24 protein-coding genes are annotated in these 26,051 nt (G+C 63.5%); 14 read left to right on the forward strand and 10 right to left on the reverse strand.

What is annotated here, in order from left to right:
• The first annotated feature begins 31 nt into the window (after window positions 1-31).
• Window positions 32-1,090 carry a GlxA family transcriptional regulator gene (locus BMX04_RS13665; RefSeq protein WP_074787374.1) on the forward strand — a complete coding sequence of 353 codons (1,059 nt, stop codon included), beginning with the start codon at window positions 32-34 and terminating at the stop codon, window positions 1,088-1,090.
• Between the two features lie 81 nt (window positions 1,091-1,171).
• Window positions 1,172-3,217 (forward strand): NADH:flavin oxidoreductase, encoded by a 2,046-nt coding sequence (locus BMX04_RS13670; protein WP_074787376.1) that lies wholly within the window; start codon window positions 1,172-1,174, stop codon window positions 3,215-3,217.
• A gap of 32 nt (window positions 3,218-3,249) precedes the next feature.
• On the opposite strand, the gene BMX04_RS13675 is transcribed toward BMX04_RS13670, so the two are convergent.
• Window positions 3,250-3,984: a GntR family transcriptional regulator gene (locus tag BMX04_RS13675; protein ID WP_139194562.1), complete on the reverse strand. Its 735-nt coding sequence runs from the start codon at window positions 3,982-3,984 to the stop codon at window positions 3,250-3,252.
• Window positions 3,985-4,220: 236 nt separating this feature from the next.
• Between BMX04_RS13675 and BMX04_RS13680 the strand changes: the two genes are divergently transcribed.
• The 5 genes from BMX04_RS13680 to BMX04_RS13700 all read left to right on the forward strand — a co-directional run bounded on the left by BMX04_RS13680 (window position 4,221) and on the right by BMX04_RS13700 (window position 8,989).
• Window positions 4,221-5,204, forward strand: coding sequence for an ABC transporter ATP-binding protein (locus BMX04_RS13680; RefSeq protein ID WP_074787378.1), 984 nt, complete (start codon window positions 4,221-4,223; stop codon window positions 5,202-5,204).
• Between the two features lie 54 nt (window positions 5,205-5,258).
• Window positions 5,259-6,524, forward strand: a complete 1,266-nt coding sequence (locus BMX04_RS13685; protein WP_139194566.1) for an ABC transporter substrate-binding protein — start codon at window positions 5,259-5,261, stop codon at window positions 6,522-6,524.
• A gap of 99 nt (window positions 6,525-6,623) precedes the next feature.
• Window positions 6,624-7,478: an ABC transporter permease gene (locus BMX04_RS13690; RefSeq protein ID WP_074787382.1), complete on the forward strand. Its 855-nt coding sequence runs from the start codon at window positions 6,624-6,626 to the stop codon at window positions 7,476-7,478.
• 2 nt (window positions 7,479-7,480) lie between these two features.
• The gene (locus BMX04_RS13695; protein ID WP_074787384.1) at window positions 7,481-8,317 is read left to right on the forward strand and encodes an ABC transporter permease; all 837 of its coding nucleotides are present in this window, start codon (window positions 7,481-7,483) and stop codon (window positions 8,315-8,317) included.
• Window positions 8,318-8,320: 3 nt separating this feature from the next.
• The gene (locus tag BMX04_RS13700) at window positions 8,321-8,989 is read left to right on the forward strand and encodes an aspartate/glutamate racemase family protein (RefSeq protein WP_074787386.1); all 669 of its coding nucleotides are present in this window, start codon (window positions 8,321-8,323) and stop codon (window positions 8,987-8,989) included.
• On the opposite strand, the gene BMX04_RS13705 is transcribed toward BMX04_RS13700, so the two are convergent.
• Window positions 8,976-9,575 carry a TetR/AcrR family transcriptional regulator gene (locus BMX04_RS13705; RefSeq protein ID WP_244888553.1) on the reverse strand — a complete coding sequence of 200 codons (600 nt, stop codon included), beginning with the start codon at window positions 9,573-9,575 and terminating at the stop codon, window positions 8,976-8,978. The genes BMX04_RS13700 and BMX04_RS13705 overlap by 14 nt on opposite strands.
• Window positions 9,576-9,776: 201 nt before the next feature.
• Here BMX04_RS13705 and BMX04_RS13710 point away from each other — a divergent pair, with 201 nt between their 5' ends.
• Window positions 9,777-10,892, forward strand: a complete 1,116-nt coding sequence (locus tag BMX04_RS13710; RefSeq protein ID WP_074787390.1) for an efflux RND transporter periplasmic adaptor subunit — start codon at window positions 9,777-9,779, stop codon at window positions 10,890-10,892.
• Between the two features lie 20 nt (window positions 10,893-10,912).
• The gene (locus BMX04_RS13715) at window positions 10,913-14,017 is read left to right on the forward strand and encodes an efflux RND transporter permease subunit (RefSeq protein ID WP_074787392.1); all 3,105 of its coding nucleotides are present in this window, start codon (window positions 10,913-10,915) and stop codon (window positions 14,015-14,017) included.
• 2 nt (window positions 14,018-14,019) lie between these two features.
• On the opposite strand, the gene panC is transcribed toward BMX04_RS13715, so the two are convergent.
• Window positions 14,020-14,865 (reverse strand): pantoate--beta-alanine ligase, encoded by an 846-nt coding sequence (gene panC, locus BMX04_RS13720; RefSeq protein ID WP_074787394.1) that lies wholly within the window; start codon window positions 14,863-14,865, stop codon window positions 14,020-14,022.
• Entirely contained in the window at window positions 14,862-15,689 is an 828-nt protein-coding gene (gene panB, locus BMX04_RS13725; protein WP_074787396.1) for a 3-methyl-2-oxobutanoate hydroxymethyltransferase, read from the reverse strand. Before panB ends, panC begins: the two co-directional genes overlap by 4 nt.
• Before the next feature lie 194 nt (window positions 15,690-15,883).
• On the opposite strand from panB, the gene BMX04_RS13730 reads away from it, so the two are divergent.
• Together BMX04_RS13730 and BMX04_RS13735 are read left to right on the forward strand one after the other, a co-directional pair.
• A complete protein-coding gene (locus BMX04_RS13730; RefSeq protein ID WP_074787398.1) occupies window positions 15,884-18,391 on the forward strand; it encodes a GcvT family protein in 2,508 nt (835 codons plus the stop codon).
• A gap of 34 nt (window positions 18,392-18,425) precedes the next feature.
• Complete coding sequence (locus tag BMX04_RS13735) at window positions 18,426-19,163, forward strand: hypothetical protein (protein WP_139194564.1); 738 nt, start codon at window positions 18,426-18,428, stop codon at window positions 19,161-19,163.
• Between the two features lie 39 nt (window positions 19,164-19,202).
• On the opposite strand, the gene BMX04_RS13740 is transcribed toward BMX04_RS13735, so the two are convergent.
• The 5 genes from BMX04_RS13740 to BMX04_RS13760 all read right to left on the reverse strand — a co-directional run bounded on the left by BMX04_RS13740 (window position 19,203) and on the right by BMX04_RS13760 (window position 22,733).
• On the reverse strand, window positions 19,203-19,940 hold the full coding sequence (locus BMX04_RS13740; protein WP_074787402.1) for a glycoside hydrolase family 25 protein: 738 nt from the start codon (window positions 19,938-19,940) through the stop codon (window positions 19,203-19,205).
• 87 nt (window positions 19,941-20,027) lie between these two features.
• Window positions 20,028-20,630 carry a DUF937 domain-containing protein gene (locus BMX04_RS13745; protein ID WP_244888554.1) on the reverse strand — a complete coding sequence of 201 codons (603 nt, stop codon included), beginning with the start codon at window positions 20,628-20,630 and terminating at the stop codon, window positions 20,028-20,030.
• A gap of 97 nt (window positions 20,631-20,727) precedes the next feature.
• Window positions 20,728-21,066 carry a carboxymuconolactone decarboxylase family protein gene (locus tag BMX04_RS13750; RefSeq protein ID WP_050662299.1) on the reverse strand — a complete coding sequence of 113 codons (339 nt, stop codon included), beginning with the start codon at window positions 21,064-21,066 and terminating at the stop codon, window positions 20,728-20,730.
• Between the two features lie 70 nt (window positions 21,067-21,136).
• Window positions 21,137-21,796, reverse strand: a complete 660-nt coding sequence (locus BMX04_RS13755; protein ID WP_074787404.1) for a DUF938 domain-containing protein — start codon at window positions 21,794-21,796, stop codon at window positions 21,137-21,139.
• A gap of 1 nt (window position 21,797) precedes the next feature.
• The gene (locus tag BMX04_RS13760) at window positions 21,798-22,733 is read right to left on the reverse strand and encodes an aldo/keto reductase (RefSeq protein WP_074787406.1); all 936 of its coding nucleotides are present in this window, start codon (window positions 22,731-22,733) and stop codon (window positions 21,798-21,800) included.
• A 111-nt stretch (window positions 22,734-22,844) separates the two neighbouring features.
• Here BMX04_RS13760 and BMX04_RS13765 point away from each other — a divergent pair, with 111 nt between their 5' ends.
• The 3 genes from BMX04_RS13765 to BMX04_RS13775 are packed head-to-tail and all read left to right on the forward strand — an operon-like array spanning window position 22,845 to window position 24,900.
• Complete coding sequence (locus BMX04_RS13765; RefSeq protein WP_074787408.1) at window positions 22,845-23,507, forward strand: phosphatidylserine decarboxylase; 663 nt, start codon at window positions 22,845-22,847, stop codon at window positions 23,505-23,507.
• 59 nt (window positions 23,508-23,566) lie between these two features.
• Entirely contained in the window at window positions 23,567-24,259 is a 693-nt protein-coding gene (locus BMX04_RS13770; RefSeq protein WP_074787503.1) for a CDP-alcohol phosphatidyltransferase family protein, read from the forward strand.
• A gap of 20 nt (window positions 24,260-24,279) precedes the next feature.
• Complete coding sequence (locus tag BMX04_RS13775) at window positions 24,280-24,900, forward strand: class I SAM-dependent methyltransferase (protein WP_074787410.1); 621 nt, start codon at window positions 24,280-24,282, stop codon at window positions 24,898-24,900.
• A gap of 58 nt (window positions 24,901-24,958) precedes the next feature.
• Here the strand turns inward: BMX04_RS13775 and BMX04_RS13780 are convergent, their stop codons facing one another.
• Entirely contained in the window at window positions 24,959-26,032 is a 1,074-nt protein-coding gene (locus BMX04_RS13780) for a BMP family ABC transporter substrate-binding protein (protein ID WP_074787412.1), read from the reverse strand.
• Window positions 26,033-26,051 lie beyond the last annotated feature (19 nt).

Below are 26,051 nucleotides of genomic sequence, written 5' to 3' on the forward strand. Positions count from 1 at the left end.
ACCGGACAGCTTCAACGGCGAGGAGAGGCCGATGACCAGCATGCGTGACAGTTCTGGCCTGACCGAAGAGCGCCCCGCCGTGATCCCGGTCGGTGCCGCCTATTGCGCCGTCGATATCGACCGCCCGTCCCGGCATTTCGCCTTTCTCCTGCAGCCCGACTTCACCCTGCTGGCGTTCAGCGCTGCGCTCGATCCGCTGCGCATCGCCAACCAACTGGCACAGCGCCCGCTCTATCGCTGGACGGTGTGTTCCCAGGATGGCGCGCCGGTCAGCAGTTCCTGCGGCATGTCGGTCAATGTCGATCAGCCGCTGGCACGCTTCGCCCGAGATACCGATCTGGTGGTCTGTGGCGGCACCGTGCGGCCCGGCGGGTCGCACCCCGGCGCGCGCGCCATTCTGCGCGAACATGTCCGGTTTGGCGGGCGCGTTGGCGGCATCTGCACCGGGGCCATCGCACTGGCCGAAGCCGGGTTGCTGGAGGGGCGCAAGGCGACGCTGCACTGGGAAAACCAGCCCGCCTTTCGCGAACAGTTCCCGCAGGTCGAGATCACCACCAACACCTACGAACTGGATGGCGGCATTTTCACCTGTGGCGGCGGTGTGGGCGCGACCGACATGATGCTCTTGCGCATCGAAGAAGACTACGGCCCATCCTTTGCCGATGTGGTGGCCGATATGTGCCTTTACGGGCAGCGCCGGGGCGAACGCACGCAGCAGCGCGCCTCGGTCAGCAGTGCCATCGACAGCCGCAATCCCCTTTTGGTGCGCGCGATCAAGGCAATGCAGGCGAATATCGAAACGCCGCCCAGCATGGACGATCTGGCCGCCGCTGCCGGGTGTTCGCGACGGCAGATGGAACGCCTCTTCATGAAATATTGCGGCAAGACGCCCTACCGTTTCTTTCGCGACCTGCGACTGGATCACGCGCGCGGCCTGCTGCGCGAGACCGATCTGAGCGTTTCGGAAATCGCCGTCGCCTCGGGATTTGCCTCACAGGTGGTGTTTATCAAGAGCTTCCGGGGCCGGTTCGTCCATGCGCCGGGCCGGTTCCGCAGCGGCAAAGCGGCGCCCCTCCAGACCACGCCTTGAGCCAGTAGAAACCGGGGCTTGACAGCAACACGCACCTGACCAAAGGCTGGATCGCGATCCCGGCCAAACGGAGCCCGCCCCATGTCCAACGATCCCCTCCTTCAGCCCTACCAGCTAAAGCATCTGACCCTGCGCAACCGGATCATGACCACCAGCCATGAACCGGCCTATCCCGAGGACGGGATGCCCAAGGAACGCTATGCCGCCTATCATGCCGAGCGCGCCCGTGCGGGCGTCGCCTTGGCGATGACCGCCGGGTCGGCGGCGGTCTCCAAAGACAGCCCGCCGGTCTTCAACAACGTCCTCGCCTACAAGGACGAGGTAGTGCCCTGGATCAGACAACTGACCGATGCCTGCCACGACCATGGCTGCGCGGTGATGATCCAGCTGACCCATCTTGGCCGCCGCACCGTCTGGTCAAAGGGCGATTGGCTGCCGTCGCTGTCGTCCTCGAAACACCGCGAACCCGCGCACAGGGCCTTTCCCAAGCTGGCCGAGGATTGGGATATCGAGCGGATCATCACCGATTTCGCCGATGCCACCGAACGGATGAAAGCGGGCGGCATGGACGGGATCGAATTGCAGGTTTACGGACACCTGCTCGATCAGTTCTGGTCCCCGCTGACCAATGACCTCGATGGCCCCTATGGCGGGCACGACCTCGACAGTCGGATGAAGCTCTTGATGGACGTGCTGCGCGGCATCCGCAAACGTGTCGGCGATGAGTTCATCGTCGGCCTGCGCTACACGGCGGATGAGGCCGAGGCGGGCGGAATCACCCCCGAGGAAGGGCTGGAGATTTCCAAAAAGCTGGCCGATTGCGGCATGGTCGATTTCCTCAACGTGATCCGCGGGCGCGTCCATACCGACCCGGCAATGACCGATGTGATCCCGGTGCAGGGGATGAAGAACGCCCCGCATCTAGATTTCGCAGGCGCGGTCAGGGCGGTCACCGGCATGCCCACCTTTCACGCCGCCAAGATCCCCGACGTGGCAACCGCCCGGCATGCGGTGCAGGCCGGGCTCTTGGACATGGTCGGCATGACCCGCGCGCATATGGCCGATCCGCATATCGTGAAAAAGATCACCCAGGGACGTGAGGACGACATCCGCCCCTGCGTCGGCGCTACATTCTGTCTGGATCGCATCTATGCGGCGGGCGAGGCGCTCTGCATCCACAACGCCGCCACGGGCCGCGAACTGACCATGCCGCACGAGATCGCCCCGGCCCCCGAGCGCAGGAAAATCGTCATCGTCGGTGCTGGCCCCGCCGGGCTCGAGGCCGCGCGCGTCGCCGCAGAGCGCGGCCATGACGTGACGGTGTTCGAGGCCCAGCCCGACCCCGGCGGTCAGGTCCGGCTGACCGCGCGGAACCCGCGCCGCCGCGAGATGATCAGCATCATCGACTGGCGCATGGCGCAATGCGCCGCACGCGACGTGACCTTCCATTTCAACACCTGGGCCGAGGCCGCAGACATCGCCGCACTCGCGCCCGATGTGGTGATCGTGGCAACGGGTGGCCTGCCCAATGTCGAACTCTTCGAGAGCGGCAAGGAACAGGACCTTGTCACCACGACATGGGACATCATCGCGGGCGACGTGAAGCCAGGGCAGAACGTGCTGATTTATGACGAAAGCGGCGATCACCCCGGCCTGATGGCCGCCGAAGTGGCCGCCAATGCCGGTGCCAGCGTCGAGGTGATGACCCCCGACCGCACCTTTGCCCCCGATATCATGGGGATGAACCTCGTGCCCTACATGCGCGCACTGCAGGACAAGGATGTGACCTTCACCGTCACCCGCCGCCTCTTGGACGTGACCCGCGACGGCAACCGGCTCAAGGCCACGATCGGCACCGATTACAGCGATTTCACCTCAGAGAAGAGCTACGATCAGGTTGTCGTGAACTACGGCACCCTGCCGATGGATGATCTCTATTTCGAGTTGAAGCCATTGTCCTCGAACGGCGGCGAGATGGATTACGATGCGCTGATTGCCGGTCAGCCACAGGCCGCCACGCGCAACCCGGACGGCGCGTTCCAGCTGTTCCGGATCGGCGACGCGGTCAGCGCACGCAACACCCATGCCGCGATCTACGACGCATTGCGTCTGCTAAAGGATATCTGACATCAGATCGTGGGGCCGCAATAGGCGCGCAACTACCCCTGCCCACCGGGTGAGGACGGCCCGACAAGGATCTCGCCAAGGCTGATCTCGCGCGGGGCGGGGTCGCGCAGATCAAGCGTCGTCACGATATCGACAAGGTGGTTTTTCATCAGTTCCTCGGCGTCATCCGCATCGCCGCGCGCGAATGCGTCGAGAAGGGCGTGATGGGCGTGCTTCTCGCACATCGCACTCTGACGTTGCCAATAGAGGGCGATGATCAGCGACGAACGCGCGACCAGGCGCTCGATGAAACCCGCGATCGTGGCCTGATCCGCAATATGTGAAATTTCGATGTGGAATTGCCCGGACAGACGCAGGGCCTTGCCGTGTTCGGCGCGGGCCATAGCGTCGTGCTCGGCCTCGATATGGGCATGCAGGCGGTCAAGATGCGCACGCGTCATCCGCTCCGTCGCAGAGCGCGCCGTGCGCGGCTCCAGCAAGGCGCGTGCCTCGAACACCTCGCGCGCCTCGCGGATCGTCGGCTTGGCGACAAAGGCCCCGCGATTGCGTTTCAACTCCACCAACCCGTCATGCGAGAGCGCCTGAAGCGCGCTGCGCACGACGGTGCGCGACACGTCGAACACGTCGCTCAACTCGTCCTCGCCCAGCTTTGTGCCCGGCGCCAGCCGATGCTCATGAATTGCCTGTGACAGCCGCGCGACGATCGCGGCACTCGGGCCGGTGATCGTCGGCTGGATAAACAGGGGGGATTCGCTGAGATGGTTCATGCAGGTCTCCTGCGGCAATCATGCGCCCCTGTGTGCACGTGCACAATACCGGGTGGAATCACATCCCGCCTTCAGATGAATTGTATACAATGATTGCGCACAATATTGCGCCGTGCCGCGATGAACCTGCCCAAAATACGCGCAACTTGTCGAATGCGCCGCGCCGCACCGCCGAATCCATTGCGAGATTCGATCCCGTTCGCCGCAGTTGAACCATGCCGATAACGGGACCCCAGATGACAAACGCAGCCGATCTAGAATTCGTTTCCCTGACCAAACGCTACGGTAACACCGTGGCGGTCGATGCGATCTCGCATCACTTCAAGGCGGGCACCTATGCCTGTCTTCTGGGGCCGTCGGGCTGTGGTAAATCCTCGACCCTGCGGATGATCGCGGGACATGAAGAGGTCAGCGACGGGGCCATCGTGCTATCAGGGCGCGACATATCCCACCTGCCGCCCGCGCGGCGCGGCACGGCGATGATGTTTCAAAGCTATGCGCTATTCCCGCATCTCAATGTGCGCGACAACGTGGCCTTCAGCCTGCGCATGGCTGGGCAGGACAAGGCCACGCGCCTTGCCCGAGCGGATGAAATGCTCGACCTCGTCGAAATGACGCAATACGCGGAACGCAAGCCCGATCAGTTGTCCGGCGGGCAGCAGCAGCGCGTGGCCCTTGCGCGGGCGCTCATCACCCGACCGCAGGTCCTGCTGCTGGATGAGCCGCTCTCGGCGCTGGACCCGTTTCTGCGCGTACGAATGCGGACGGAGCTGAAACGGTTGCAACGCGACCTCGGCATCAGCTTCATCCATGTCACCCACGGGCAGGATGAGGCATTGGCCCTCGCCGACGAGATCATCGTGATGAACGACGCGCGCATCGAGCAGGCGGGCCCCGCGCGCGAGGTGTTCAACGCGCCGCGCTCCGCCTTTGTCGCGCGGTTCATGGGGGGGCATAACGTGCTGCACCTGCCACAGGGACGGATCGCCCTGCGCTCTGACGTCATGTCCGTCACAGCGCCCGAGGCCGGGCGTATCGACGGGCGCGTCACCGGAATCGAATACCAGGGCACGCATGTTGCGCTCATTTCCGTGGTGGCGGGCGACGAGGAGGTGACAGCGCTTTTGCCCGAGCGCGAATTTTTCCAGAACCCCCGGGAGTTGGGCGAGGTGATCGGTCTGGGATGGGACGACCGGGCGGCCCATCCGATTTCAGCCTGAAGAACAAAGACCCGAGTCAAATGACCACAACGGAGAGGACCAACCATGACGACGATCTGCAAGACCCGCTACAGCCGCCGAAGCCTGCTCAAATCAGGAGGCGCAGCACTTGCCGCCTCTGCCCTGCCCGCGCCGATGGTCTGGGGTCAGGAAGGCAAGGATATCGTGCTGCGCCAGTTCGGCACCGGGGTGTCCAACCTCAACGAGGTGGCAACCAAGGTAAAGCAGGATCTGGGCATCACGCTTGAGATGACCGCGCTTGATACTGACAGCGTGACACAGCGTGCCGCCACCCAGCCCGACAGCTTCGACATCGCCGATATCGAGTACTTCGTCTGTAGAAAGGTCTGGCCGACCGGCAACCTGCAAGCGATGGATGCCGGCCGTATCAAGAATTACGACAAGATCGTCGGCATTTTCCGCGACGGCAAACTGACCCCCGAAAGCGAGATCGCCCAAGGCACCGCTCCGCATACGGTCGGCTTTGTCGAAGGGCCGGGCGGCACCGATTTCGTGGATACCGAAAGCGGCTGGATGACGCTGATCCCGACGATCTACAACGCCGATACGCTCGGCATCCGCCCCGACCTGATCGGGCGTCCGATCGAAAGCTGGACCGAGTTGCTCAACCCCGAGTTCAAGGGCAAGGCGTCGATCCTCGACATATCCTCGATCGGAATAATGGACATGGCGATGGTCTGCGAGGCGATGGGCGAGATCACCTATGGCAACAAGGGCAACATGACCGTCGAGGAGATCGACAAGACCATCGCGATCTTCACCGAAGCCAAGAAGGCTGGCCAGTTCCGCGCGTTCTGGAAAACCTTCGACGAGAGCGTGAACCTGATGGCGAGCGGCGAGGTGGTGATCCAGTCGATGTGGTCGCCCGCCATCACCGCCGTGCGGTCGCGCGATATTCCCTGCGTCTACCAGCCGCTGAAAGAGGGCTATCGTTCTTGGGGCGGCGGCATCGGGCTGTCGGCGTCGCTCTCAGGAATGGAGCTGGATGCGGCCTATGAGTACATCAACTGGTATCTCAGCGGCTGGGCCGGCGGATTCCTGATGCGGCAGGGGTATTATTCGGCGGTGCCCGAAACCTCCAAGGCGTTCATGAGCGAAAACGAATGGGGCTACTGGTTCGAGGGCAAGGAAAGCACTGACGTGATCACCTCGCCCTTCGATGACAAGCTTGCCGGTGTGGGCGAAATCCGTGATGGCGGGTCGTTCTATGACCGGATGGGCGCGGTGGCCTGCTGGAACTCCGTCATGGACGAAAACCAGTACATGGTCCGCAAGTGGAATGAGTTCATTGCCGCCTGAGTGAGGCATCGGATCGCCTTTGGCGATCCGACCAACTGGGGGGCGTTCCGCCCCCCAGACCCCCTGAGAGTATTTTTCCCAAAAAGAAGAGGCTGCCGGGTGCTGCGAAATCGAAACCTTGTCGGATGGCTGCAAGCGGCCCCGCTGGCGACCGTGCTGTTGGGCTTTCTCGTGGCCCCAATAGCCATGATCGTGATCGTCAGCTTCTGGGGCGCGACAGAATACTCGATTTACCCGGCCTTCCAGTTCGACAATTACCAATTCCTGTTCAGCTCTCCAGTCACCTACACGGTGTTCTTCAACACGCTCAAATACGCGGCGATCACCTGGGCCTTTACCCTCGTCATCGGCTTTACTGTGGCCTATTTCCTGGCTTTCGAGATCCGCAGCCTGAAATGGCAGATCGCACTTTTCCTTCTCTGCACCATCCCGTTCTGGACCTCGAACATCATTCGCATGATCAGTTGGATTCCGTTTCTTGGCCGCAACGGCATCGCCAATTCGACGCTGATCAGTTGGGGCGTCATCGACGAGCCGCTGGAATGGCTTTTGTTCTCGGACTTCTCGGTAATCCTTGCCTTCGTTCATCTCTACACGCTGTTCATGGTGGTGCCGATCTTCAACTCGATGATGCGGATCGACCGGTCATTGATCGAAGCCGCGCGCGATTGTGGTGCCAATGGCTTTCAGACCCTCTGGAACGTGATCGTGCCACTGTGCAAGCCGGGCATCATGATCGGCACGATCTTTGTCACAACGCTGGTGATGGGGGATTTCATCACCGTACGGTTCATGTCCGGCTCGCAGCGCGCCAATGTCGGGCGTCTCATCTCGAACGATATCAGCCTGCTGCAATACCCCTCGGCCGCAGCGACGGCGGTGGTGCTGCTCTGCACGGTGCTGATCGTGATCGCCGTGCTGTTGCGGCTGGTCGATATCCGAAAGGAGTTGTGAGCATGGAACGACGCAGCCGGAGTTTTTACCTGCTGGCCGGATTTTTCGGTCTGTTCGTGCTGTTTCTCTATGGCCCGATCGTGACCATCGGCATCCTGAGTTTCCAGGGGCCGCAAGGTGGCCTCACCTTTCCGATGAACGGCGTCTCATTGCACTGGTTCCGGGACTTGTTCGAAGAACAGGCCGTCGGTGATATCTGGGGCAGTTTCCGTCGGTCATTCGCCCTCGGGCTGATGGTGATGGTGACGACGGTGGTGGTCTCGGTTCTGGCAGGGCTAGCGTTCCGCAAACGCTTTGCCGGGGCGACGGTGCTGTTCTACCTGAGCATCGCCTCGCTGGTAATCCCGTCGATCCTGATCTCTCTCGGCGTCGGGCTAATCTTCAATCAACTGGGGTTCAGGGTGCATTGGATCACCTCCGGTTTTGGAAGTCAGCTGACATGGACCCTGCCCTTTGGCCTGTTGATCATGTTCGCGGTCTTCAACCGGTTCGACAAGAGCTATGAAGAGGCCGCGCGCGATCAGGGCGCGACGCCCTGGCAGACCTTTGCGCATGTTGTACTGCCGATCATCGCGCCGTCACTATTGGGCGTCGCGCTGTTCGGCTTCACCCTGAGCTATGACGAATTCGCCCGCACCCTGCTCACGGCGGGCAGCTACAACACGCTGCCGCTGGAAATCTTCGGCATGACCACCAATGTCACCACCCCGGTGATCTTTGCGCTCGGCACGCTGACCACGCTGTTTTCACTGGCGGTGATCGGCACCTTCTTTCTCACGGTCTGGCTTCTGTCGCGCCGGCGCAAGCGCCCGTCGGACGCGGGCAAGGGGATGGTCTGACCGGTGGCCGTGATCCTCATCAACCCCAACAGCACAGAGGCCATGACCCAAAGCGCGCTGACCGCCGCACGGCTGGCCGCCCCCGATCTGGAATTCGAGGGCTGGACCTCTGCCCAAGGCCCCGCCGTGATCGAGGGAGAGGCCGATGGCGCGCGCGCGGTGCCGCCCCTGCTGACGCTGATCCGGAAGGCATCGGATATCGGGGCCGAGGCGATCATCATCGCCTGTTTCGACGATACCGGGCTCAGCGAGGCGCGCCGCATCGCGACCTGCCCCGTGATCGGGATCGGGCAGGCGAGTTTCGCGCTCGCGGGCCTCTTGTCGGATCAGGCGGCGGTGATCACCACGGTCGAGGCTGCCGTTCCGGTGATCACCCGCAACATCGCGCAGCATGGCTATAGCGCAACCATCCCGCAGGTTCTCGCCGCCGACACCCCCGTTCTGATGCTGGAGGAAGAGCCCGCCCGCGCCGCCGCGTATTTCGCGCGTACATCGACACGCGTCACACCCGGCACCACGCTCGCCATACTGGGATGCGCCGGGGCTGTGACGATCATTGGCGCGGTGGCCAAGGCGGTGCCGTTTCCGGTCATCGACGGGGTCACGGCAGCGGCGCAATTGTGCCGCGTGCTGGTCGCGGCGTCGAAACGGAACGCACTCAACGCGCCATGACACCGCCAAGGAAAACACCAATGGCCAGCCGCGTTCGGGCGGCAAACCCTTCGGGCGAGGCCAGCCGCGAAGGGTCGAGCAGCGATTCCAGCGGCCACGGGCGCAGCATGTCGAGCAAAAGTGCTGCGGCCTTCCCGGTATCATCCAAGCTGATCTCCGCGCGTGCGACCCCGCGATCCAACTCCGCGGTCAGAATGCGCAGATCCCGCTGCATCAGCCGATCCACCAGATCACGCCCGATCTCGGGACAGGCGGGGACCTGAGCCATGAAGGTCCGCAGGATTTCCAGCGGCAAGCCGTAGCCCTGATGACGCGCATTGCGGGACATGAGACGGGTCAGTCGTTCGGCAATCGGCAGGGCAGTTTCAGGCGTGGACAAGGGCTGAATGAATTGCTCGGCGACCTTGTCCATATAAGCGCGCAAGAGCGTGGTCCGGCTCGGAAAGACATCGTAGAGCGTGCGCTTCGACATCCCCGCATGGCGCGCGATCGCCTGCATCGTTGCCCCGTCCAGCCCAGCCTCCGAATGCAGTTCTTCGAGCGCGGCGAAAATCGCCTTGCGCCGGGCGTCTGTCGACAATGTCACCGGTCGGCCACGCCGTGCCGGATCACACTGCCCGATTTGCGGGCGCTTTACCGGTATCGACCCCATTCATCCCCGCACAGTCACTGTGCGCCCCCAATTGCGCGCTTGCCATTTTCAAACGCGTCATATTTATAAAACCCTAAAGTTTTATAAATCAACGGACGCATGCGCGCCAATCCTTTATGCGTGAAAGGGCTTGTGATGGCTTATCTCCCCCGTTTCATGGCTGCACTCGCGGCCTGTGCCTGCCTGATGCCAGCGGCCCTGACGGCACAGCAGGGGCAAGGCCCTGCGCCAGTGACGGTGTTCACGGTCGAGCCGCAGGACGTGACATTGACCTCGCTCTTGCCCGGGCGCGTCGCCGCCTCCGCCGAGGCCGAAGTGCGCCCGCAGGTCAACGGCATCATCATCGAACGCCTGTTCGAGGAAGGCGCGGATGTGTCCGAGAATGATCCGCTCTATCAGATCGACCGGGCGACCTATGAGGCCACCGTCCGACAGGCACGCGCCAGCGTGGCACAGGCCGAGGCACAACTGCGCGCCGCCGAACGCGAGGCGAACCGGTTGGTCGAACTGCAATCGCGCAACGTGGCCAGCGAGCAGGCGCTCGATGAGGCGATATCGGCGCGTGACAGCGCCGAGGCCGGGCTGGAACTGGCGCGCGCGCAACTCAACTCCGCCGAGATCGAGCTGTCGCGCACCACGATCCGCGCGCGGCTTTCTGGCCGGATCGGCCTGTCGCAGACCTCGCAAGGCGCGCTCGTGACCGCCAGCCAGGCGCAGCCGCTGGCGGTGATCCGCAATATCAACCCGGTCTATGTGGACGTCACCCAATCCGCCGCCGACCTGCTCCGCTGGCGGCGCGGCGAGACCGAAGAGGAATTGCGCGGCGCAGATGCGACCGTGCGGCTGATCCTCGCGGATGGCTCGGACTATTCCGAAACCGGCCAGCTCAAGGCCGCCGAGCCGAATGTCGATCCGCAGACCGGCGTGGTGACGCTGCGCATGCAGTTCGACAATCCCGATCTGCTGCTCTTGCCCGGCATGTATGTGCAGGTCAACATGCCCGTCGAGGTGGCCGAATCCGTCTATCTTGTCCCGCAGGAAGGCGTCGTGCGCGACCGGCGCGGGCGGCCCAACGCATGGGTGGTGAACGAAGACAACGTGATCGAGGAGCGCACGATCAGCATCCTGCAGGACCGGGGCAACCAATGGGTTGTGGACGAGGGGCTAAATCCCGGGGATCGCATCGTCGTCTCCGGCTTTCAGAAAACCGCAGCAGGGGCGACAGTGACCCCCGAACCGCGCGCAGAATAACCGGGCAAAGGACGTAAAGCATGGCACGTTTCTTCATCGACCGCCCGGTCTTTGCCTGGGTCATCTCGATCCTGATCATGGGCGTGGGCGTACTGGCGATCCGGCTCTTGCCGGTGGCGCAATATCCCGAGATTGCCCCGCCCTCGGTCACGGTGGCCGCCAACTATCCCGGCGCCTCCGCCGACACGGTCGCCAATACCGTGACGCAGGTGATCGAACAGCAGATGACCGGGCTCGATGGGCTGCGCTATTTCTCGTCGCGCTCCACCTCGCAGGGCAATGCCGAGATCACGCTGACCTTCGAGACCGGCACCGATGCCGATATCGCGCAGGTGCAGGTGCAAAACAAACTGGGTCAGGCCACGCCGCTCCTGCCGGAAATCGTGCAGCGTCAGGGCATCACGGTCGAGAAATCCTCGGCCGGGTTCCTGATGGTCGTGGGCATGATCTCGACCGACGGCGCGCTCGAACAGGTGGACTTGTCTGACTACATGTCGACCAACCTCGTGGACGAGTTGAGCCGCGTCGAGGGCGTCGGCTCAGTGCAGGTCTTCGGCTCGGAATACGCGATGCGCATCTGGCTCGACCCGTCCAAGCTGGCGGCGTTCGGCATGTCTCCGTCCGAAGTAGTGGCCGCCGTCTCGGCGCAGAATGCGCAGATTTCGGCGGGGGCGTTCGGCGCACGGCCCGCAGTCGACGGCCAGCAACTCAACGCCACGATCACCGCGCAATCGCTGCTGAGCACGCCCGAGGATTTCCGCCAGATCGTGCTGCGCGCCGAGACCGATGGCGGTCTCGTGCTGCTCGATGACGTGGCCCGAGTCGAGATCGGCGCGCAGAACTATGCCACGACGGCGCGCTTCAACACCGATCCTGCGGCAGGCATGGCGATCACGCTGGCACCGGGGGCCAACGCGCTCGACACCGCGCGCGCGATCAAGGAACGTATGGCCGAATTCGCCCGCTTCTTCCCCGAGGGCGTCGATTACGTGATCCCCTATGACACCACGCCCTTTGTGGAGATTTCGATCAAGGAGGTGGTCAAGACTCTCTTCGAGGCCATCGGACTGGTGTTCCTCGTGATGCTGCTCTTCCTGCAAAATCTGCGCGCCACGCTCATTCCGACGCTTGCCTTGCCGGTGGTGCTTCTGGGCACCTTCGGGGTGCTCGCCGCCGCCGGTTTCTCTATCAACACGCTCACCATGCTGGCGATGGTGCTGGCCATCGGCCTTCTGGTCGATGACGCCATCGTTGTGGTCGAGAATGTCGAACGGATCATGGAGGAAGAGGGCCTGCCGCCGCGCGAGGCCACGCATAAATCCATGGGCCAGATCACCGGCGCGCTGGTCGGCATCGCCATGGTGCTCTCGGCGGTCTTCGTGCCGATGGCTTTCTTTCCCGGCTCCACCGGCGTGATCTACCAGCAATTCGCGATCACCATCGTCTCGGCGATGGCGCTCTCGGTGGTGGTGGCGATCACGCTGACACCTGCGCTCTGTGCCTCACTGCTAAAACCCAAGGGGCATGAGCCGAAACGCGGCCCGTTCGCGTGGTTCAACACCGGATTCAGCAAGCTGACCAACGGATATACCGGCACGGTGCGCTGGTCGGTGCGCCGCCCGGTGCGGGTCTTCGTGGTCTATCTCGCACTCGCCCTCGGCATGGCGCTGATGTTCCTGCGCACCCCCACCGGGTTCCTGCCCGAGGAGGATCAGGGCATTCTCTTCACCCTCATCCAGACCCCGACGGGATCGACCGCCGAGCGCACGCTCGACGTGGTGAAACAGGTCGAGAATTACTACCTCGAACAGGAATCCGAAGTGGTCGACTCGATGTTCGGCGTCGTCGGTTTCAGCTTTTCGGGCAACGGTCAGAACATGGGCCTCGCCTTCGTGCAGCTAAAGGATTGGGACGAACGCCCGCGACCCGATCAAAGCGTGCAGGCCCTCGCCGGTCGCGCCTTTGGTGCGTTCAGCCATATCCGCGACGCGCAGGTTTTCCCGGTGGTGCCACCCTCGGTGATCGAACTGGGCAACGTCTCGGGGTTCGACTTCTACCTGCAGGCACGTGGCGGGCAGAGCCATGGAGATCTGATGGCGGCGCGCAATCAGCTTCTGGGGATGGCCGCGCAAAGCGATCTCATCGCCTCGGCGCGACCCAACGGGCTAGAGGACGCGGCGCAGTTCAACCTCGATATCGACTGGCGCAAGGCCGGGGCGATGGGGCTGACGCCGACCGATGTCGGCGAGTTGCTGCAAATCGCCTGGGCGGGCACCTATGTGAACGATTTCCTCGATCAGGGCCGGATCAAGCGCGTCTATGTGCAGGGCGAATCCGAGGCCCGCGCCACCCCTACCGATATCGACAAGTGGCGCGTGCGCAACGCAAGCGGCGGGCTGGTCCCATTCTCGAATTTCGCCGAAGGCAACTGGGATTACGGCGCGCAGGGGCTATACCGCTATAACGGCATTCCCTCGGTACAGTTGCAGGGCTCTCCCGCGCCCGGCGTCTCGACCGGCGAGGCGATGGCCGAAATGGAGCGGCTTGCCACAGAGCTTGGCACGGGTTTCGAGCTGGCGTGGACCGGGCTTTCCCTGGAAGAACGCGAATCGGGCAATCAGGCACCGCTTCTCTATGCGCTCTCGCTGGCCGCCGTGTTCCTGTCGCTGGCCGCGCTCTATGAAAGCTGGTCAATCCCCTTCGCCGTGATGCTCGCCATGCCCATCGGCATCGTCGGCGCGCTCACCGGCGCATGGCTCGGCGGGTTCGAGAACGGCGTGTTCTTTCAGGTTGGCCTGCTCACCGTCATCGGCCTCACCGGCAAGAACGCGATCCTGATCGTGGAGTTTGCCCGCGAACGGCACGAGGCGGGCGACCGCGTGATCGAGGCGGTGGCGACGGCGGCGCGGCAACGCTTCCGCCCGATCATCATGACCTCGATGGCCTTCTCGCTTGGCGTTTTGCCACTGGTGCTCAGTTCCGGCGCGGGCTCTGGCGGGCGCAACGCCATCGGCTCGGGCGTGCTCAGCGGCACGATCTCAGGCACGGTGCTGGGCGTGGTCTTCGTGCCGCTCTTCTTCGTGATCGTGACGCGCCTGTTCCGGCGCGGCGCGGCCAAGCAATAGCCTCAGTCCACCGCGATATTGTCGATCAGCCGTACCCCCGCGAGCCACGCCGCTGCAAACAGCCGCGCCGGGCGCGTTGGGGCGGCAAGTGCGGAAAGGTCGTCCTGCGCCCGCAGGTCGAGGTAATCGACCCCGGTGAACCCGGCCCGCTCAAGCTGCGCCTCGGCCTGTGCCTGCAACCCGGAAAAATCCTCTCCGGCGCGCAAGCCCTCGGCAATCTTTTCCATCTCTTCGAAGAGTACGGGTGCCTTGGTGCGCGCCCGGTCGGACAAGAGCAGGTTGCGCGACGACAGCGCCAACCCGTCGATGTCGCGGATCGTCGGGCAGCCATGCACGGTGATCGGAATATCCAGATCCCGCGCCATGCGCCGCACCACCATGAATTGCTGGTAATCCTTTTCACCGAAAAACGCGTCGGTCGCAGCGGTCTGGGTGAAAAGCTTGGTCACCACCGTGGCCACCCCATCGAAATGACCGGGACGCCAGGCCCCCTCCATCACATCGGTCAGACCGGAGACAGAAACCGTGGTCGCGAAATGCGCGGGATACATCTGGTCGCCATCCGGCACCCAGAGCGCATCAACGCCAAAACGCTCCAGCTTGCGCGCATCCTCGACCTCGGTCCTTGGATAATTCTTCAAATCCTCGGGATTGTTGAACTGCTTGGGGTTTACGAAAATCGTCACGATCACCCGGTCGCACCGCGCCTTGGCCGCCGCCACCAGCGACAGATGCCCGTCATGCAGCGCGCCCATTGTGGGCACGACGCCGATGGTTTCGCCCGCGCGGATGAAGGGACGGGTGAGATCGCGCAGGTCACTCAGCGCGCGCAGAATCGGGGCGGTCATGCCTTTGGGGCCTTGTCGGAAAACACATGTTCCGGTGCGGGAAAGCGGCGGCTGCGCACCTCCCCGGCATAGGCCGCGATCGCAGCCTCGCCATCCTCGCCCAAATTGCCGTACCGCTTGACGAATTTCGGCTTGAACGCGGTAAAGAGGCCGAGCATGTCATCGACCACGAGGATCTGCCCGTCGCACCCCACCGAGGCCCCGATGCCGATGGTGGGAATGCTGATACCGGCGGTGATCTCGTCGGCCAACGTCGCGGGCACCTTCTCCAGCACCACCGAAAACGCGCCCGCCTCATCGACGGCGCGCGCGTCCGCAACAAGCGCCTCTGCCGCCGCCCCCCGGCCCTGCACCTTGTAGCCACCGAGCGTATTGATGGATTGCGGCGTCAACCCGATATGCGCCATCACCGGCACACCCCGCGCCACGAGAACGTTGATGGTTTCAGCCATGTGCCGCCCGCCTTCGAGCTTGACTGCCGCCGCGCCCGTTTCCGCCATCAGCTTTGCTGCATTGCGGAACGCCTGTGCCGGGCTTTCCTCGTAAGACCCGAACGGCATGTCGACGACCATCATGGCGCGTGACAGCCCTCGCGCCACCGCCTGCCCGTGCAGGATCATCATCTCCATCGTCACGCCAAGCGTCGATGGCAAACCGTGCAGCACCATCCCCACGCTGTCGCCCACCAGAACGAAATCGCAATGTTCGTCCATCATCTGGGCCATCGGCGTTGTATAGGCGGTCAGGCTGACGATGGGCGTCCCGCCCTTCATCGCCCTTATGTCATCGGGCAGCGGGGCGGATTTCTGGGCAGTGGCGCTCATGGCGGTCTTTCGATTGTCTCTGCGTTGCGGCGCAAGCTAGCAAGGCTGGCAGGGGAAATCCACAACTCAGTTTTGCACCGGCGAGGGCGGCAAACGTCGCTTTTGGGCGGCTTTGTGTCGGCTGAATTTCGCACGGATTGGCAGGACTGATAAAGATCGCCCAAACACCGCATACCCCAAGGGAGTCGCATGCCATGAAAACCCAAGTCAAAGCCCTCGTCGTCGGCGGCGGTGCCGTCGGCACCTCCATCGCCTATCATCTGGCCAAGGCGGGCTGGGACGATGTCATGCTGCTGGAGCGCGACGAGCTGACCTCGGGCTCGACATGGCACGCGGCGGGGCTTCTGCCGCTCTTCAACATGTCCTACGCCACGACCCACATCCACAAGTATTCGGTCGATTTCTACAAGACGCTGGAGGAAGAGACCGGGCTCAACGCCGGGTTCGCCGTGGTCGGCAACCTGCGCATGGCGCAGACCGACGCGCGCATGGACGAATACATGCTCTACGCCTCGACCGCCGAAACCTGCGGCGTGGCCTATGAATGGCTGACGCCGGAGCAGATCAAGGAGCGCTGGCCGCTGATCGAGACCTCCGACCTCAAGGGCGCGATCTACCACACCGAGGACGGCTACATTAACCCCGCCGACGTGACCCAGGCGATGGCCAAGGGCGCGCGCCAGCGGGGCGTGATGATCGAGCGCAAATGGCAGGCCGATGCGTTCCACTGGAATGGCGCGGCGTGGGAAGTCACCTGCACCAAGATGGTCGAAAAGGGCGGCAACCTCGTGCCCTCGGACGAGCAGATCGTGATCACCGCCGAGCATGTCGTGACAGCCTCCGGCAACCATGCGCAGACTACCGCGAAGAAACTGGGCATCAAGATCCCCGCAATCCCGGTCGAGCATCAGTTCATCGTGATGGACAAGGACCCGGCACTCGTCGATTATCGCGCTAATGGCGGGCGGGAACACCCGGTGATCCGCGAAGCCGATGCGCAATCCTACGTGCGCGAAGAGCGTGGCGGCTGGATTCTCGGGGTCTATGAGAAGAACGCGCCCGCCTGCTTTGAATACGGCGTGCCCGACAGTTTCCGCGCCGACCTCTTCCCGCTCGACCTGGAGCGGATCGAAGAGCAATATATGGCGATGATCCACCGCATCCCGTCCTGCGAGGAAAGCGGTCTCAAGGACGATTTCAACGGCCCGATCTGCTACACGCCCGACGGCAACCCGCTGGTCGGCCCCGCGCCGGGGCTGCGCAACATGTGGCTGGCTGAGGGCTTCAGCTTCGGCATCACCGCTGCTGGCGGCACCGGCTATTACCTCGCGCAGCTGATGGTCGAGGGCGAGGCCGAAATCGACATGGCGAGCCTCGACCCCAAGCGCTATTCCTCGAACTGGATGACCACCGAATTCGCCGCGCGCAAGAACGAGGAGGCCTATGACCACGTCTATATCCTGCACCACCCCGACGAGGAGCGCCCCGCCGCCCGTCCTCTGCGTACCGTCCCGGCCTATGACCGGCAAAAGGCGCGCGGCGCGCAGTTCGGCTTTGTCAACGGCTGGGAGCGGCCCAATTACTATGGCCCCGTGGGCGCACCTGATACCTTCGATCACGACGCCCGCAGCTTCCGCCGGGGCGGCTGGTGGCAACATGCCGTGGACGAGGCCAAGGCGATCCGCGAGGGCGTCGGCCTGATCGACGCCACAGCCTTTACGAAGCACTTGATCAAGGGGCCGGGGGCCACCGCCTTCCTCGACTGGTTCACCTGCAACAAGCTGCCGAAAGTGGGCCGCATCAACCTGACCTATGCGCTCACCGATCACGGCACGACCCGCACGGAATACACCATCGTGCGCCTGAAGGAGCACGAATATTACTGCGTCTCCGCAGGGGCATGGACGGAATACGACGCCGACTACCTGCGCAAGGCGGCCGAGGACATGGCCCCCGAATTCGGCTATATCGAGATTCAGGACGTGACCACGCAATGGGGCGTCTTCGCCATCGCCGGTCCGAAATCGCGCGACGTGCTGCTTGAGGTGATCAAGGACGCCGATCCGGCAACGGCGCTGTCCAACAAGCGGTTCCCCTGGCTCTCGGCGCGGCAGATCGAACTGGGCATGTGCCCGGTCAACGCCATCCGCGTCGCCTATACCGGCGAGTTGGGCTGGGAATTGCACCATCCGATCGAGATGCAGAACTACCTCTTTGATCTGCTGGAGAAGGCGGGCGAAAAGCATGGGATGAAGCTGGTGGGCGCGCGCGCGCAAAACTGGCTGCGGCAGGAGAAAAGCTATCGCGCCTTCGGCAATGAGCTGGGCCGCGATGCAACGCCTTTGGAGGCCGACCTGCCCCGCTTCGTCGATCTCGACAAGGAGTTCCGCGGCAAGGAGAAACTGGTCGAAACCGGCGTGCGGGTGAAATGCTGCACGCTGCTGATCGACGGGCCCGAAGATGCCGACCCCTGGGGCCGCGAGGTGCTCTATACCGAGGACGGCACCCGCGTCGGTCGCCTGACCTCGGGCGGCTATTCGGTGGCCTTCGGGAAATCCATCGGCATGGGCTACGTCAAACCAGAGCTTGCGGTCGAAGGCACGAAGCTGCAGGTCAAGATGCTCGACCGGCTCTGGGAGGCGACAGTCACCTGCGACAGCCCCTATGACCCCAAGAACGAGACCATCCGCAAGGATGGCTAGGCGCATCCGGGTTCTGGTTGCGGGTCTCGCGCTGTTGGCTGCCATCGCGGCGCTTACCTATGATCAGAACCCTTTGACCCGTGCAGCGCAGGCGCACGCAGAGTCTGTGGCGAAGGTCAGCGCAGCAACTTACGTATCGCTGCGCGCGCTCAATGCCTTTCTCTCGACGGCACAGGAGATTGAGCTTGGCGGGTCGCTGGTCGTGTCGGGTTCGGCGCAGCCACTCAAGATACTCGAGCCCATCGACGACACCATCGAACGAGTCGCCGGCCTGATTTTCATGCTCATGGCGGTCTCAGGGGTGCTGGCTGTCGCGATGGGTCCCGTGGGCGGCATCGGATGGGCGCTCGTGGCGCTCGCGGCGTTGGTCTGGTTTGCACCGCGCTCGCGGGTTCCCGGGTTGCGCGCGCTGGTACAGCCTATGGGCTCCTACGGGCTGTTTCTTGGGCTGGCATTGCCGCTCGCCTTCGTGCTGGCTGCGACGTTTGCCGACAGAATGACCGAGCGCACCTATGCCCGCCATAACGCGACCATCGCGGAGCTCACAACCGATATTGCCCCCGCGGACGTCACCGCCGAGACAACTGCCTGGCAAGATGTAGACAGGTATCGCCGCATGGCGGGTACTCTCTATTCACAGGCCGACACCCTCATCGCGAGCTACCTCGCAATTCTTGCGGTTTTCGTGTTTCGCATATTCGTTTTTCCACTGGTCTTGCTTGGCCTGTTTTTTGCGATCACACGGCATTTTGCCCGCGATCACGACAAATAACCTGGATAGTAAGTTCATACGCATTCGCCGATGCGTGCGCTACTTGTGGTGCTGGCGCAACCACCTGCGCCAAGCGCCCACTGACCCGCGAAACACGTTGATATCAACGCCTCCCTCGACCCCCGGCACGATCCCGGTGCCGGTATATTGCCAGAACACCCAAGGGTGACCGGGATAGACCTGATCGGGCGTTTTCGCCACCGAGCGCAGCCAGAATTCCGCCCGCACCTGTCCGATGCCGGTCTGCGCATAGAATTCCGGCGTGGTGTAGACGATCGGGCGCTGGCCGTAGTGACGCTCGACGATATCGAGGAAAATCTCGGCCTGACGCCGGACCTCGGCCCCCGGCGGGCGCACCGTGCAGGTGGGCGAAAACGGGTTCCACTCCATGTCGAGCACAGGCGGCAAGGCCTTGCCACGTTTCGGCACATTACGGATGAACCAGCGCGCCTGCACCTCCGGTGCCGTGCAGAAATAGTAGAAGTGATAGGCGCCGCGCGGCACACCGTGGCGCGCCGCCAGCTGCCAGTTGCGATCAAATTGCGGATCTTTCAGATCGCCGCCTTCGGTCGCCTTGATAAAGGCGAATGCGGCCCCCGAGAGCGCCACGCGCCGCCAGTCGATCTCATTCTGGAACCGCGCCACGTCGATGCCGTGCACCGCATAGCTGGCCGGACCGCGCGGCCCGAAATCCACCGGATCGTAATCGCCGAACCGCTCCGCCGAAACAGAAGGGGTGATCAAGCTGATCAGGCAAATGATAAAGACGCGCAACATCAGGCAAGACCCTAGAGCAATGAGGTTCACCAAAGGTTACCCGAAACGGGCCGAAAAGATCAGCCCGTTTCGCAAATATCTCGCGCCTCAGCGCATGAACTTACCCAGAACATCGTCAAGCGGCGAGCCGTCGCCATCGGCATCCAGCATCTGGCTCAGCATACCGAGGCCGCCGCTTTGCTGATCCCCCGCCTTGCCGCCCATCAACCCGCCGATCATACCCATCAGGCCCCCGCCCGAGGACCCGCCGGTCTGCATCATGCTGTCGATCTCGCTATCGGGCATCTGTTTTTGCAAACCACCTTGCGCCATCGCGGCAAGCGCGGGCAGAAACTGGCTGACCGTGTTCGCATCGACACCGGCCCGGTTTGCGGCCTCTTGTGCCAGGCCCTCGGCCTCTTGCCGTCCGCCCATGATCTGCTCGAGAAACGCCATGCCCTGTGCCTGACCGTCCGGGCTGGCGGCGACAGAGGCATCGTCGAACATCTGCGCCTGCCCCTCGCCGCGCATGGCACCCAGAACATTATCCATACCGCCCTGCTGCACCCGTTGCTTGGCGGCGGATCCAATGGCCGGGGCCAGCATTCGAGTGAGCTGATCCGCAGTGCCCTGATCGAGCCCGAGCTGCGAGGCAAGTTGCGCCAGCCCCTGACCGCCCTGCGCCTGCTGGAGAAGTTTCATGATCGACATTGGCTGACTCCTGTCACTGGTTAATCAATACTGTCAGCCAAGCATGAATCCATCCTATTACAAAGGGGAAGTTTCCGCCGCCCCGGCGCACGAATGCCTAACCTTGGCTCAACTCGTCATAGCAGGTGATCGCCTTGGCGGCATACATCATCGCCGGGCCACCGCCCATCTGGATCGCCATGGCGAGCACGTCGCCGACCTCTTCGCGGGTCGCCCCTGCGCGGATCAGCGCCTCCATGTGCAGCCCGATACAGGGCTCGCATTTGGTGGCCACCGCGATACCAAGCGCCACGAATTCCTTGGTCTTGAAGTCGAGCATGCCGCCTTCCTTGACGGCCTTGCCAAGCCCGCCAAAGGCGCGCGCGGTATCGGGGATAAGCGCGTTGAGCGTGCGCAAATCCTCACGGGTGGTGTCGATGGTCTTGGACCAGCTCATGTCAGGGCCTTTCGGTGGCTGCGGTTGCACCTGCAAAACCACCCTTGGCGCGGCTTGGCCTTGATCCAGATCAGCCGGGACGCTCGGCCACCAGAAAGAGATTGTTGGCGGGCATCTGCCGGGATGGCGCTACGGTCAATCCGGCATCGTCCAGCCATCCCTCCACCTCGGCCAGATCCTTGTATCCGATGGCCGGATCTTGCGCTGTCAGGCTTGCATGAAACCGCGCGTCGCCCTCCGACGTGGCCTGCCCGTCGCGCAGAAACGGCCCGTAGAGCGCAAAGCGTCCGCCGGGGGCAAGCGCCTGCGCCGCCTCCGCGATGATCCGGCGTGCCTCCGGCGTGCTGATGAGATGCAGAAGGTTGATCAGCACGATCAGCGCCTGACCCGCCTGCGCCTTGCCCCAGTCCGCTTCGGTCGCATCGACCGCCATGGCGGCCCGCAGATTGGGCAGACCTGCCTCGGCGACATAGGCGTCGATGCTCGCACGCCGCGCAGGGTCGATCTCGGTCGGTTGCCAGATCAGGCCCGGCATCGCAGCGGCGAAGGCCACCACATGCTGCCCGGTGCCGCTGGCAATTTCCAGCGCGCGCGCCGTCTTAGGCGCGATCTCACACAGAGCTGCGGCAATCGCCGCCGCATTGCGCTCCGCCGAAGGTGCGTGCAGTTTCGCCCCCTCACCCAGATGCGCCACCGAGGCGGAAGGTGGCAAGGGGCGCGGGCCGTTCATCTCAGGCTTCTTCCGTGCGGTCGGTCGCAGGCGGCGGCACGGGGGTAAGTGCCGCAAGACGCTGATAAAGCGCGGCATCCATGTCGAACTCAATGGCAGCCAGCGACGGCGCGATTTGCGCCGCCGACCGGCCCGAGACGAGCGGCACCGGTCCGGCGGGATGGTTTGCGGCCCATGCTACGGCAAGCGTCGCGGGGTCGGTGCCAAGCTCTGCCGCGATTTCGACCAAAGCGACAGCCGCCTCGCGCATCCAGTCCTGACCGTAGCGGACCGCATAGCGTTCATTACCCGTCAGCCGCCCGGTCTCGCCCCGTGCATACTTGCCGGTGAGCAGACCGCCCGCCAGCGGCGAATACCCGGCTACGACCATGCCCTCAGAGGCCGCCATCGGCAGGATTTCCACCTCGGCCTGCCGTTTGATGAGGCTGTACATCGGTTGCAGGATCGAGATTGCCAGATCAAAGCGCGCCGCGATACAGGCCGCCTTCATCACCTGCCAGGCCGCGAAATTCGACAGGCCCACGTGGCTGATCTGGCCGCGCGATTTCAGCTCCGCGAAACACTCCAGCGTTTCCTCAAGCGGGGTGTCGGGATCGAACCGGTGCAAATACAGAATATCGACATGATCCATCCCGAGCCGCCGTCGCGAGAGATCGAACTGCGCGCGGAGATTGTCGGCCCCCGCGCCCCCCGAATACCCCGCCTTGGTGGCGATCACCAGCCGGTCGCGATGCGGTGCCGCGAACTGGCCCAGCAGGGTTTCGGACGCGCCATCGGTATAGAGATGCGCGGTGTCGAAATGGGTGATGCCCGCCGCGAGGCAGACCTCGAACATAGCGCGCGAGGCGCTCTCATCCGCCACATCGCCGAATTGCATGGTGCCAAAGGCAAAGCGGCTGGCCGGGGTTCCGTCAGGAGAAGTGATCTGTGTGCTCATGGCTTGAACAGTGCCATGCGCGACCCGTTAAGAAAAGGTGCCACCTTGCATCTTGCGGGCAAGAGTCATAGGCGGATGCGGAGTGAATGCGCCCCAAGGAGCCCACCCCGCATGAAGATGCACGAAACCTTCATCAAGCCGATGCACCCCGAGGGGCGCAAGTTCGTCGCGATCTTTGCCGCGATCACGCTGGTCCTGTTCATGCTCTGGGATGTGCTGGGCTGGGTTGGCGTCGGCCTCACCGTCTGGTGCTATTATTTCTTCCGCGACCCCGAGCGCGTGACCCCGCAGCGCCCCGGCCTGATCGTCAGCCCGGCAGACGGCATCGTCTCGCTGATCGAGCCTGCGGTGCCACCTGCAGAGTTGGGCCTGCCAGATGCGCCGCTCACCCGGGTGAGCGTGTTCATGAGCGTCTTCAACTGTCACGTGAACCGCGCCCCGGTTGCGGGCAAGGTCCATGCCGTCGCCTATCGCCCCGGCAAGTTTCTCAACGCCTCGCTCGACAAGGCGAGTGCCGATAACGAGCGCAACGGCATCGTGATCGAGATGGCGGATGGCCGCCTCTTGCCGGTGGTGCAGATCGCCGGGCTGGTGGCGCGACGCATCGTCTGTTTCGTCGGCAAGGGCGGCGCGCTCTCGCGCGGCGAGCGGTTCGGGCTGATCCGCTTCGGGTCGCGTCTCGATGTCTACCTGCCCGAGGGGGTGGTGCCGCAGGTGCGCGTGGGGCAGACCATGGTCGCAGGCGAAACGGTGATGGCGGAGCTCGAGACGTGACAAAACCCCCGCGCAATACTCCCCGCAAGGAGGTCACGCTGGCGCAGCTTCTGCCCAACATGCTGACCGTGGCGGCGATCTGCGCGGGTGTCACGGCGATCAGGCTGGGGGTCCAGGGCGACTACGTGCGCGCCGTTCAGCTTCTTCTGATCGCGGGCGTGCTCGATGGGCTCGACGGGCGTCTGGCGCGGCTCTTGCGCAGCAGTAGCGCCATGGGGGCCGAGCTCGATTCTCTGGCTGACTTCCTCAATTTCGGCGTCGCCGCGCCCCTGGTGATCTATTATTGGGGCTTGCAGGACGCGCGTCACGCGGGCTGGATCGCAGTTCTGTTCTTTGCGGTCTGCTGCGTGATGCGGCTGGCGCGCTTCAACGTCAGCGCCAAGGAAGAAGGTGCCAAGGGTGGCTCGGGGGCCTATTTCGAAGGTCTCCCCTCACCCGCAGGCGCGCTCTTGGCAATGCTGCCGATGTTCGTGACCTTTGCCGTGCCGGGCATGCCGCATCCGCCTGCGATCTTGGTCGGGATATACATGGCGGGCGTCGGCCTGCTGATGATCTCACCGGTGCCGGTCTGGTCGTTCAAGCGCACCAAGATCTCGCGCGAAAACGTCAAGTTCTTCCTCTTGGGCTTTGCCTGCGTCGCCGCCGCGCTCGTGCTTTTCACCTGGGCCGCGCTGATCGTGATGTGTCTGGCCTATGTCGCGATTGTCATCTGGGCGGCCTTGATCTGGTATCCAAAGGACCGATCTGGTTGAGTGGTGCAATGAGGTGAGCGATGGAACTTGATGCGGTAAGGAACTCCTACGCCCGATGGGCGCCGGTCTATGATGCGACCTTTGGCCGGATCACCCATGCCGGGCGGCGCGAGGCGGTGCGCCATATCAACGCGCGCGGCGGGCGCGTGCTCGAGGTGGGGGTCGGTACCGGACTCTCGCTCGAGGCCTATGATCCTGCCCTCCAGGTCACAGGTTTTGACTACAGCGACGACATGCTGCGCAAGGCCCGTGCGCGTGTGGCGCGGCGTGGCCTGAAACATGTCGAGGCGCTGCACCAGATGGATGCGCGCAGCCTCGATTTTCCCGATGCCAGCTTTGACACCGTCGCTGCCATGCACGTCCTGTCGGTGGTGCCCGAACCCGAACAGGTGATGACCGAAATCGCCCGCGTCCTGCGCCCCGGCGGGCAGGTGGTGATCACCAACCATTTTCGGCACGAACGCGGGGTCTGGGCCGGTCTCGCCCGCGCCGCCGCGCCGCTCGAACGGGTTCTGGGCTGGCATTCGGATTTCGAGATCGACACCGTCTTGCAAGACCCGCGCCTGCACCTGATCACCCGCCGCGACCTCCCGCCGATGGGGATGATGACCTTCCTCGTGCTGGAAAAGCGGTTGAATTGAGCCCACGAAAAAGCCCCGCCGAACGAGGCGGGGCTTTGGTTCGGCATATGGATGCGTATCAGTTCGGGATTTGCCCGCTGATCCCCTCGACATAGAAATCCATCCCCAGAAGCGTGCCGTCATCGGCGACCTCGCCCTCGGCCAGCCATGCGCTGCCGTCCTGCCGGTTGATCGGTCCGGTGAACGGGTGATACTCGCCCTCCGCCATAGCCTGCTTGAGCGCGAGCGCCTCGTCCTTCACATCCGCAGGCACCGCATCGGTGATCTCGCCGATCTCGACCATGCCCTTGTCGATGCCCTGCCAAACCTGCTGGCTCTCCCATGTGCCATCAATCACCGCCTGCGTGCGCGCGATGTAATAGGGCGACCAGTTGTCGATGATCGAACTCACCCGCGGCAGGGGCTTGTATTCCGCCATATCGGACGCCTGTCCGAAGGTGATCACGTTCCCGGCCTTTTCCGCCGCCGCTTGCGGGGCGGTCGAATCGGTATGTTGCAGGATCACGTCTGCGCCCTGCTCGATCAAGGCCGTGGCAGCATCCGCCTCTTTCGCCGGGTCGAACCACGTATAGGCCCAGATGATCTTGAACTCGATCTCGGGGTTGACCTTCTTGGCATGAAGATAGGCCGCGTTGATGCCGCGAATGACTTCGGGGATCGGGAAGGAGGCGATATAGCCGACGATGTTCGACTTGGTCATCTTGCCTGCGATATGGCCCTGCACCGCGCGCCCTTCGTAGAACCGCGCCGAATAGGTGGAGAGGTTGGGCAGGGTCTTGTACCCGGTGGCATGCTCGAACTTCACATTCGGGAATTTCTCGGCCACAGCCACCGTCGGCTCCATGAAGCCAAAGGAGGTGGTAAAGATCAGATCCGCACCCTGAAGCGCCATCTGCGTGATCGCGCGTTCGGCATCTGCGCCTTCGGGCACGCTTTCCTGATAGACGGTCTCGACCTGATCGCCAAAGTGCTCCTCGATGGCCAGGCGCCCCTTGTCATGCTCATAGGTCCAGCCGCCATCACCGATGGGACCGACATAGATAAAGCCGACCTTGGTCTTGTCCTGCGCCACGGCCGTGGTCGCAAGGCCAAGCGCGAGCGCGGCCGAGGTCAGAAGATGCGTGAGTTTCATGCGGGGTCTCCCTGTGATT

It is taken from the genome of Roseovarius tolerans (assembly GCF_900109855.1).
Classification (GTDB): domain Bacteria; phylum Pseudomonadota; class Alphaproteobacteria; order Rhodobacterales; family Rhodobacteraceae; genus Roseovarius; species Roseovarius tolerans.